At 63.6% G+C, this 9,376-nt stretch carries 10 protein-coding genes; 3 read left to right on the top strand and 7 right to left on the bottom strand.

Going from position 1 to position 9,376, the window contains the following annotated elements; translation table 11 throughout:
• Positions 1-625: histone deacetylase family protein (locus Q7T45_RS04060; protein ID WP_304867910.1), on the top strand; the 625-nt coding region annotated here is incomplete at its 5' end.
• A 195-nt stretch (positions 626-820) separates the two neighbouring features.
• Here Q7T45_RS04060 and Q7T45_RS04055 read toward each other — a convergent pair.
• The 4 genes from Q7T45_RS04055 to Q7T45_RS04040 all read right to left on the bottom strand — a co-directional run bounded on the left by Q7T45_RS04055 (position 821) and on the right by Q7T45_RS04040 (position 3,507).
• Complete coding sequence (locus tag Q7T45_RS04055) at positions 821-1,798, bottom strand: NADPH:quinone oxidoreductase family protein (protein ID WP_304867908.1); 978 nt, start codon at positions 1,796-1,798, stop codon at positions 821-823.
• Positions 1,795-2,718: an NAD(P)-dependent oxidoreductase gene (locus Q7T45_RS04050; protein WP_304867907.1), complete on the bottom strand. Its 924-nt coding sequence runs from the start codon at positions 2,716-2,718 to the stop codon at positions 1,795-1,797. Before Q7T45_RS04050 ends, Q7T45_RS04055 begins: the two co-directional genes overlap by 4 nt.
• Positions 2,719-2,875: 157 nt before the next feature.
• The gene (locus Q7T45_RS04045; RefSeq protein ID WP_304867905.1) at positions 2,876-3,172 is read right to left on the bottom strand and encodes a helix-turn-helix domain-containing protein; all 297 of its coding nucleotides are present in this window, start codon (positions 3,170-3,172) and stop codon (positions 2,876-2,878) included.
• Entirely contained in the window at positions 3,169-3,507 is a 339-nt protein-coding gene (locus Q7T45_RS04040; RefSeq protein WP_304867902.1) for a type II toxin-antitoxin system RelE/ParE family toxin, read from the bottom strand. The genes Q7T45_RS04045 and Q7T45_RS04040 overlap by 4 nt, the downstream gene beginning before the upstream one ends.
• A 175-nt stretch (positions 3,508-3,682) precedes the next feature.
• On the opposite strand from Q7T45_RS04040, the gene dusA reads away from it, so the two are divergent.
• The gene (gene dusA / locus Q7T45_RS04035; protein ID WP_304867912.1) at positions 3,683-4,642 is read left to right on the top strand and encodes a tRNA dihydrouridine(20/20a) synthase DusA; all 960 of its coding nucleotides are present in this window, start codon (positions 3,683-3,685) and stop codon (positions 4,640-4,642) included.
• Here the strand turns inward: dusA and Q7T45_RS04030 are convergent.
• The 3 genes from Q7T45_RS04030 to Q7T45_RS04020 are packed head-to-tail and all read right to left on the bottom strand — an operon-like array spanning position 4,604 to position 7,043.
• A complete protein-coding gene (locus Q7T45_RS04030; protein ID WP_304867900.1) occupies positions 4,604-5,158 on the bottom strand; it encodes a TIGR02281 family clan AA aspartic protease in 555 nt (184 codons plus the stop codon). The two genes, dusA and Q7T45_RS04030, sit on opposite strands and share 39 nt — an antisense overlap.
• Before the next feature lie 31 nt (positions 5,159-5,189).
• Positions 5,190-5,399, bottom strand: coding sequence for a DUF1289 domain-containing protein (locus tag Q7T45_RS04025; protein ID WP_304867897.1), 210 nt, complete (start codon positions 5,397-5,399; stop codon positions 5,190-5,192).
• Positions 5,400-5,444: 45 nt separating this feature from the next.
• Positions 5,445-7,043: a HAMP domain-containing sensor histidine kinase gene (locus tag Q7T45_RS04020; RefSeq protein ID WP_304867895.1), complete on the bottom strand. Its 1,599-nt coding sequence runs from the start codon at positions 7,041-7,043 to the stop codon at positions 5,445-5,447.
• 855 nt (positions 7,044-7,898) lie between these two features.
• Here Q7T45_RS04020 and Q7T45_RS04015 point away from each other — a divergent pair.
• A partial coding sequence (locus Q7T45_RS04015; protein ID WP_304867893.1) for a M43 family zinc metalloprotease occupies positions 7,899-9,376 on the top strand: 1,478 nt, incomplete at its 3' end.

The raw sequence follows: 9,376 nt of genomic DNA, 5'->3' as shown, positions 1-9,376 counted from the left end.
GACCACGGCAGCCCAACTGGTGCTGGACGGCGAGGACGCGGCCTACGCGCTCTGCCGTCCTCCCGGTCATCACGCCTATCGCGACCTCGCCGGCGGTTTTTGCTTTCTCAACAACAGCGCGGTCGCCGCGGCCCATCTGCGGCTGAAGCATGAGCGCGTGGCAATCCTCGACGTCGACGTCCATCACGGCAACGGCACGCAGGGCATCTTCTACGAACGGCCTGACATTCTCACGGTATCGATCCATGCCGATCCGGCCCATTACTATCCCTACGTCTGGGGCTATGCCCACGAGCGCGGCGCGGGGCAGGGGCTTGGCGCCAATCTCAACCTTCCCTTGCCGCTCGGCACCGGTGATGACGGCTATGCGCAGGCGCTCGGCGTGGCCGAGAAGACGATCCGTGCCTTTGCGCCGGGGGCGCTGGTCGTGGCACTCGGTCTCGATGCGTCGGAGCATGACCCTCTCGCGGGTCTCGCCGTGACCACTGACGGATTCCGCCGTATCGGTGAGGCGATTGCGCGATTGGGGCTTCCAACTGTTTTCGTCCAGGAAGGCGGATATCTGTCGGATATTCTCGGCACCAATCTGACCGCCGCCCTCGCCGGATTCGAGGCGGCTCGCTAGCCCTTTTGCTAGCCGATCCTGACGACCATCTTCCCCGGCGCTGTCCACGTCATTGCGAGGAGCGTCCGCCGAAGCCCGCCTTCGGGCGAAGGCGGAAGCGACGAAGCAATCCATCTCACAACCGGCACCGCTGCGAGATGGATTGCTTCGTCGCAAGAGCTCCTCGCAATGACGTTGATGGATTGGTGTACTCTGCTAACCGATCCTGACCACCATCTTCCCCAGCGCTGTGCGATTCTGCATGGTCCGGAACGCGTCGCGAAAATCATCGAATGCGAACACCTGGCCGACCACCGGCTCCAGCTTCTTTTCCGTGAGCCAGGCAAACAATTGCGCCATCACACGCCGGTGCGCCTCCGGCTCGCGGCGGGGAATCTGGGCGAGGTCGACGCCCAGTAGCGAGCCGCCTTTCAACAGCGGCAGATTGAACGGCAGCGCAGGGATGCTGCCGGCGGCAAAGCCGACCACCAGATGACGCCCGTTCCAGGCGATCGACCGGAACGCCTGCAGCGAGATCTCGCCGCCCACGGGATCGAAGATCACGTCGGCACCGTGGCCGTCGGTGAGCGTCTTGAGCCTGTCGCGCCAGTCGGCTTGCGTATAATCCACCGTCGCGTCGGCGCCGAAGCGGATGGCAAAATCTCGCTTCTCCTCGGTCGAGGCGGCGGCGATGACACGGGCGCCCAGCAGCTTGCCGAGCTGAACCGCGGCGATTCCGACGCCGCCGGCAGCACCCAGCACCAGAAGATATTCGCCCGCGCGCAACGCGGCGCGTTCGCTCAGCGCGTAGAGCGAGGTGAGGTAGTTGGCGCGAAACGAGGCCGCGACTTCCGGCGCGATGCCCACCGGCATCGGTTCGAGCGCCGCCGCCGGGACGGTGATGTATTCCGCCAGCCCGCCCGATCGCGCCATGCCCATGACCGGTGTTCCCGGCGCCAATCCCGTGACATCGGCCGCCGTCGCATCGACGATTCCGGCGAATTCCGTTCCAGGCGTAAAGGGAAGCGGATCCTTGGTTTGATATAACCCTTGCACCTTCAGGCCATCGACGAAGCCGACGCTTGCAGCCTGTATCCTGATACGAACCTGACCGGCCGATACATCCGGCATGGCAACGTCCTTCAGCCGGATGTTGTCGATTGAATCGTAGTTCTCGACTACGACCGCCTTCATTTGTTTCCTCCTGACTGCGCCGGCTTGGCCCAGTTCTGGTACATTGCCAGCAGCGAGACGATGTCCTGACCGCGATATCCTTCGGCCAGCGCCAGTGCGTAGAGTTCGCGGGTCGCGGAAGCCGAAGGCGTCGGCATCCGCGTCGCCCGTCCGAGTTCGACTGCAAGCGCCAAATCCTTCTCGCCCAGCTCCATCTTGAAACCCGGCGAGAAATCACCCTTGATCGCGTTCGGGAAGCGCTTGGTGAAGTGATGCGAACGGCCGCCGCTCACCGACAACACGTCGTAGAGCTTGTCCGGCTCGACGCCGGCGGCAACGCCGAGTGCGAAGGCTTCGGCCGCCACCAGCACGTTGCCCATCGACATCATGTTGTTGACGATCTTGACGACCTTGGCCGTGCCGACGCCGCCGGTGTATTTCCAGTCGGTGCCGAGCAGCTTGAGGATCGGTTCGGCACGGGTCACGTCGGCCATCTCGCCGCCGGCGATCAGGATCAGCTTGCCGCTGCGTGCCTCGTTGGGGCTGCCGCTGACCGGGCAATCGACTACCGCCAGCCCGCGCGCAGTGGCGGCCTCGGCGACCTGCCGCATCGTCTGCGGGTCGATGGTCGAGAGTTCGATGCACAGCGTGCCCCTGGCGGCGTGGGCGACGATCCCGTCGACGCCGAGCCACGCTTCCATCACGGCCTTCGGATCGGGCAGGCTGGTCAGGACCAGGGTTCGCCCGGCGAGCGCTTCGGCGATGCCCGTCGCCATCTGGAAGCCGTCCCTGGCCAGGCGGGCGCGCTGATCGGCGTTGACGTCATAACCGACGACATCGAGACCGGACTCCCTGAGGCGTCCCGCCATCCCCGATCCCATCTGTCCCATTCCGATGACCGCGACCTTCTCCGACATGCATTTCTCTCCCTGATGTTTCATTGTTGGCAGGCCGTGTTGAGCCATCACCGGCGCCGGCCAGTCAATCCCCAGTCTACGCAGGCCGCCATGGTTGAAATGACGCCTCGGGACCGCGGATATGGGAAGTCAATCCGTGTGGAGCCGCGCGCGCGGAAAGGAGCTGAATATAAGGCAGGGACTACGTGGCCTTTTGATCAGGCGCGTCAGAAATGCGCATTTCAACATGCAGGCCGGCGGCTCCGATCATGTTGACCAGTGTGTCGAGGCCAAACAATTGGATCTTGCCGCGCATGAGATCAGAGATGCGCGGCTGGGTAACGCCGAGCAGCTTGGCGGCCTCCGACTGGCTCAGCCCTGTCCGGGCGATATGGTCTTTCAAGGCTATGATCAACGCGGAACGGAGCTTCATGTTCTCGGCTTGCGCAGGTGTCTCCTCAATGGCATCCCATACACTGGCGAAGCGTTTCTTGCTCATTGATCAAGCTCCTTCAGCAATTCCCGATAACGATGCGCGGCCAGTTTCAGATCGGCTTTGCTCGTTCTCTGTGTCTTCTTCTGAAAACAATGCAGCACGTAGACCGCATCGTCGAACTTCGCCACATACAGCACTCGGAATGCACCGGCGGCATCTCGAATTCGAATTTCCCGCACCCCTCGACCCACGGCAGTCATGGGCTTCCAGTCATCCGGTTCACGGCCATGCTGGACGCGGTCGAGCTGATAACCTGCCTCACGCCGAGCCGCTTCGGGAAACGCACGCAAATCGTCAAGTGCGCTGCCGCGAAACTCTACGGGTTTCGGATCGGGCATTTACATCATTTATACAGAATTTTGTATGTTTCGACAAGTCGTCCTTGTGAAACTATCCCAACATGCTTTAGCTCTATCGCCGTTACCGCCTGTCGGTGCAAGACAGCCTCCACCTATTTTCGTGACGAAATTCAATGAAAGCAACATGTTAGCTCACCGCTTTTCCGTCGCCCCGATGATGGACTGGACCGACCGTCATTGCCGCGTGTTTCACCGGCTGATGACGCGGCGTGCCCGGCTTTACACGGAGATGCTGACCACGGGCGCCATCATCCATGGCGACCGCGCGCGGCTGCTTGGCTTCGATGCCAGCGAACATCCGGTAGCACTGCAGCTCGGCGGTTCGGAGCCGCGCGATCTCGCCACGGCTGCGAAAATCGGCGAGGAGTTTGGCTATGACGAGATCAATCTCAATGTCGGCTGCCCGTCGGACCGGGTGAAGGACGGCCGCTTCGGCGCCTGCCTGATGGCGGAGCCGGCGCTGGTCGCCGAGGGCGTCCACGCCATGAAGCGCGCGGTCCGTATTCCCGTCACCGTCAAATGCCGGCTCGGCATCGACGATCAGGATCCGGAAGTGGCGCTCGATGCGCTGGCGCGCGGCGTCGTTGCCGCCGGCGCCGATGCGCTGATCGTGCATGCCCGAAAAGCCTGGCTCAACGGATTGTCGCCGAAGGAAAACCGCGACATCCCGCCGCTCGACTACGACAGGGTGTATCGGCTGAAGGCCGCGATGCCGGGTCTGCCCGTCATCATCAATGGCGGCATCGCCGATCTCGCCGCGGCCAAAACGCACCTTGCGCATGTCGACGGCGTGATGCTGGGGCGCGCGGCCTATCACGATCCGTGGCGATTGCTCACGGCCGATTCCGAATTATTCGGCGAGCCCGCGCCCTACGCGGCGATGAAGGACGTGTTCGAGGCGATGGTGCCCTATATCGAGGATCAACTCGCGCAGGGCACGCGGCTGCATTCGATGACGCGGCATTTCGTCGGCGCGTTTTTCGGCGTGCCGGGCGCGCGTGCGTTCCGCCGCTACCTCGCCGAGAACGGCGTCAAGCCGGGTGCGGGCGTCGATGTGCTGCGCGATGCGGTTGCGCTAGTTGGCAGCCGCGCGGTCGCGTCGATTGCGGCCTGAGACGTCGGGATAGCCGTGCAGCTTCAACTTGTCGGCCTGAACGCCCCAGCTTTCCAGCCGGTCCAGAAAGCTCATGCCGAGCAGGTTGGTCTTCATCTGGCCGCGCGGCACCACCAGCGCCGGCACCGAACGCTCGACCAGCTTGCCGACGGCAAGCCGGTCCAGCGTCAGCCGCGCCGCCTTGGTATGGCCTCCCGCGGTTTCGACGTCGACATTGTATTCCAGCATTTCGAGCGGCAGTCCGATCGCCTTCGCGGTTTCCCAGGTCAGCACCACCGAGGTCGCGCCGGTGTCGATCACCATCGGGGTAGTGACGCCGTTGATCTTGGCGTGCAGGGCGAATTCACCGCCTTGACGGCGCGGGATCTGGACAGCGTGCGCCGGCGATACGGTTCGATTGCGCAGCATGTCGGACACGCTGTCGCTGGCGCGTGCCAGTTGCTCCGGATCCCGGTAGGCGATCACGCCGGTGGCGGTCACCGCCAGCATGATGAGAACGAGGATAAAGCGGCTCACAGCGCGCCTCCCGTGCAAGGGGAGGTGCACATCAGTCCGGCTTCGGGCCGGCCGCCAGCTCGGGCTGCGCGATACCCGCGTCGGCCATGCGACCGGCGAGCCCCGCCATCACCGCATGCCGCTCGGCTGTGTCCATCCGGTGCCAGCGCGCGATCTCCGGCAGGGTACGTCCGCAGCCCAAACAAAGGCTGGTTCTGGGATCCATCATACAGACTGCGATGCACGGCGTTTCTTTGCTCATTCTGCAATAGTGAAGCGGTTTCGGTTGTTTGCGCAAGCGCTCCGGTCACAGCCCGGTGCCGGCGCTCATGATCGGCTTGTTGCGGATTCGCCGCTTGTCCTCGGCGGTCACGGTGCTTTCCGGCTGCAGCGGCGGCGCCTCCTCGGCCATCGGCGCCAGCGCCGACATCACGCGCTCCGGCGGGAAGGTGACGATGACTTCGGTGCCGATGCGAAGTTTCGATTTCAGCGTGAAGGTGCCGCCATGCATGTCGATCAGGCTCTTGGCGATCGGCAGGCCGAGGCCGGCGCCCTGTTCGGCCGACTTGATCGAATTGGAGCCCTGGCCGAACGACGCCAGCACGATCGGGATTTCGTCCTCGGCGATCCCGGAGCCGGTATCCTTGACGCTGAGATATTGCCCGCCCGACGCGGTCCATCCGACCTTCAGCCAGATCTCGCCGCCCTGCGGCGTGAATTTTATGGAGTTCGACAACAGGTTGAGCACGATCTGGCGCGTGGCGCGCTCGTCGCCCCAGATTCGCGGCATGCCCTGCTCGAACACCTCGTGAATGGTGATGCCGCGGCTGGAGGCGCGCAATTTCAACAGGTGATGGCAGTCGGCCACCACGTGTACCAGCGACACCGCCTCTTCGTTGAGCTCGTACCGGCCGGCCTCGATCCGCGACAAATCGAGAATCTCGTTGATCAGGTTCAACAGGTGGACGCCGGAATTGTGGATGTCGGCGGAATACTCCTTGTAGACCGGCACCGCATGCGCGCCAAAAATTTCGCTCTTCATCACCTCGGAAAATCCGAGGATCGCGTTCAGCGGCGTCCGCAGCTCGTGGCTCATTTGCGCGAGAAACCGCGACTTGGCGACGTTGGCGGATTCGGCGCGATGCCGCGCCTCGTCGGAGATCGCCTTGGCCTGCTCGAGCTCGCCGATCAGCGCATCCTTTTCGGCGCGCGCCTCCAGCGTCGCCAGCGTAGTCGAATGCAGGCGATGGGCGAGCAGCGCGAAATATCCCTCGGCGGCCAGCGCGAGCAGCGCCAGCAAATAATTGTCGAAGGTGCCGCCCAGCACGAAGTTGATGGCGATGGCCGCCGTCACCGGCGCGGTCGCCACCAGGGCCGCGATCGGCAGGCTGGCCGCGAGCATGCTGGAGACCGCGATCACCAGCAGCATCAGGAACATCATCAGCGTGTTCGAGACCACGCCGGGGGTTGTCGGGTGGAGCAGGATCGCGGTCCAGCACAGGCCGTACAGGAGATCGAGCAGCACGAACCGCGTCCGCCATTTTTGCGTGGCGGTGAGGGAGGCCTGCTCGCCCAGGAACTTGCGGCAATTGCGGATGATGACGGCCTGGATGCAGAACATGCCGCAGGTCCATGCCGCGGCGGCGATCGGTTCCATAAAGAAGCCGAACAGCAGGCCGGTCGTCACTACCAGCAGCATCACGACGTAGGACGCCGAGATCCGGGTCTGGGCGTATTGCCGAAGCAGTTCGCGATCGAAAGCAGGGCGGGTTCCGCTGGTTGACGTTAACCTGTCACGGGCCTCGCGCACCCGCTGCGCGGCAACGCGGCGGTTGCTGACCGGCGCGGCGACAGGGGCTTCGGCCGGAAGTTGAACGACTTCGGGCTTTTCTGCGGGTTTACTCATCAAACAACACAAATCCTGCCCGCTGCACGCGCGAGCTTTTGCATTGTCTATCTCTGCCGCTAAATCATTAAGAGCTGACTTAAAGCGGTAAAGAATCCGGTTAACGAGGGGTTAAATTAACCTGTTGCGCGGGCGTCGCGGTCAGTGTCCTGCCGCCTGGCGCGTGGCAGCGCTGCTGTCGTAATCGCTGCCGGGTGGCGCATGCGAGATTCGCACGACGACGGCCAACACGAATTCTTGATCAAGCGAAATTGCGCCGCATGAAAGCTTTTGGTTGCGTCTGACGTGCGCCGGCGTAGCCTGAGCGGGCGAGGGCTGCTGGGCACCATACGGGATGGACGCCATGGCGAATGCAAGAGAACTCGATCGAGCGGTTGCCAGATCCTGGCCCACAGACCATTCCTGCCGGACGTTAGCGGCGGAAAATCGAAGACCGCAATCACCTCATCCATAGAAAAAATAATCACGGAGTGTGAACTGCTTCACCTCTCCCCAGCTGCTACCTAAGATATATATTATGATACAAACTCAACCTATTATTCCGCGCCGGTCGCCCCGCTCCGTTGCCTGCGGGAGACAGCAACAAGCTTCGATGACAAGGCCCTGAAGAAAAACCTGGATGGCCGTGCGGCCGTCCAAGGACCGCGCATTCACAATTCCGGTCGAATTCACAGGAGGTCTGCAATGTCGCACCACAAATCCAAAAAACCGTCACGCCGTGTGAGCAGCAGCGAAAGCGATGACTGCGGATGTATGCCGTCGGCGTCCAATACGATGGCCGGAGAGAACGGGGAGCCGGATACTCTCCATTTGATGCCGGGCAGCGAGGATATCAGCAACATATCGGCGGTCGGCATGCACGCGAACGATGACAATGACGGAGGCATGCCCGCAGGCATGATGGACGCTCGCGACGAGGACGCGGACGACGGCATGCCCGGAGGCGGAATGGGCGGTGGCGGCGGTGGCAATGGTGGTGGCGGTAAGGGTGGGGGCGGCGGCGGAGATGGAGATGGCAACACGCCGCGTTCACGCAGTTGCGCGACCATGGAGGTGCACCGCCGGCTGCTGTCGCGAGACCCGTCCTACGCCCGAGCCAGGGCCCTGATCGAAAATCAGGCCCGCAGCCTCCAGCAAAGCGGAGGCTCGGCGGCACGGCCGGGGGTCACCCGCATCCCGGTTGTCGTGCACGTGGTGTCGAACACGGCGGCGCAAAATATCTCTGACGCGCAGATCGCCAGCCAGATCGATGTGCTCAATCGCGACTTCCGTCGCACCAATCCGGACGTCAGCAGCACGCCGGCCGCGTTCCTGCCGTTGGCGGCGGACTCCAGAGTCGAGTTCTTCCTCGCCAATGTCGATCCGAATGGCGCTCCGACCAACGGCATCACCCGTCGGCAAACAACCGTCGCCTCGTTCGGTTCCGACGATGCGGTCAAGTCTCAGGCGACCGGCGGCACCAATGCATGGCCGGCGGACCGCTATCTCAACATCTGGGTCTGCCAGCTCTCGGGCGGATTGCTCGGTTACGCGCAGTTCCCCGGCGGACCAGCCGCGAACGACGGTGTGGTCATTCTTCACTCCGCATTCGGTACCGTCGGCACCGCCGCCCCGCCGTTCCATCTCGGCCGTACCGCAACCCACGAGATCGGCCATTGGCTGAACCTCAACCACATCTGGGGCGATGACGGCACCGGCTGCTCCGGCACGGACAACGTGGCGGATACGCCCAATCAGGGGGGCCCCAACACCGGCACGCCGACGTTCCCGCGTGTCTCCTGCGGCAATGGACCCAACGGCGACATGTTCATGAACTACATGGATTACGTCGATGATCCCGCGATGGTCATGTTCACCGCGGGCCAGGTCGCCCGCATGCAGGCCTGTCTCGATGGTCCGCGGAGCTCGATCGGGTCGGCCGCAGGCGGTGCGCGGTCGAGTTCGTCGCCGGTGGTGTCGTGGGGTGCGAACCGGATCGACGCGTTCGTGCTGGGCAGCTACCGCGCGCTCTATCACAAATGGTGGAACGGCTCGGCGTGGGGCCCGTCGCTCACCGGCTACGAGAACATGGGCGGCGTTTGCACCAGCGTGCCGCAGGCGGTGGCCTGGGGCCCGAACCGGCTCGACGTGTTCGTGACCGGCACCGATAGCGCGCTGTACCACAAATGGTGGAACGGCTCGGCCTGGGGTCCGTCGCTCACCGGCTATGAACGCATGGGCGGCGTCTGCCTGGGCGATCCGCGCGTGGTCTCATGGGGGCCGGATCGGCTCGACGTGTTCGTGATCGGCACCGACCGGGCGCTGTATCACAAATGGTGGAACGGCTCGGCGTG

This window comes from Bradyrhizobium sp. (genome assembly GCF_030646015.1).
GTDB lineage: Bacteria > Pseudomonadota > Alphaproteobacteria > Rhizobiales > Xanthobacteraceae > Bradyrhizobium.
Note: the sequence above shows the minus strand (reverse complement) of the source record. Positions and strands in the feature narration are given on the sequence as shown.

Coding starts and splice junctions, on each gene's coding strand:
- Q7T45_RS04055 (WP_304867908.1), bottom strand. CDS start 1,798: ATGAAGGCGGTCGTAGTCGAGAACTACGATTCAATCGACAACATCCGG.
- Q7T45_RS04050 (WP_304867907.1), bottom strand. CDS start 2,718: ATGAAACATCAGGGAGAGAAATGCATGTCGGAGAAGGTCGCGGTCATC.
- Q7T45_RS04045 (WP_304867905.1), bottom strand. CDS start 3,172: ATGAGCAAGAAACGCTTCGCCAGTGTATGGGATGCCATTGAGGAGACA.
- Q7T45_RS04040 (WP_304867902.1), bottom strand. CDS start 3,507: ATGCCCGATCCGAAACCCGTAGAGTTTCGCGGCAGCGCACTTGACGAT.
- dusA (WP_304867912.1), top strand. CDS start 3,683: ATGATGGACTGGACCGACCGTCATTGCCGCGTGTTTCACCGGCTGATG.
- Q7T45_RS04025 (WP_304867897.1), bottom strand. CDS start 5,399: ATGAGCAAAGAAACGCCGTGCATCGCAGTCTGTATGATGGATCCCAGA.
- Q7T45_RS04020 (WP_304867895.1), bottom strand. CDS start 7,043: ATGAGTAAACCCGCAGAAAAGCCCGAAGTCGTTCAACTTCCGGCCGAA.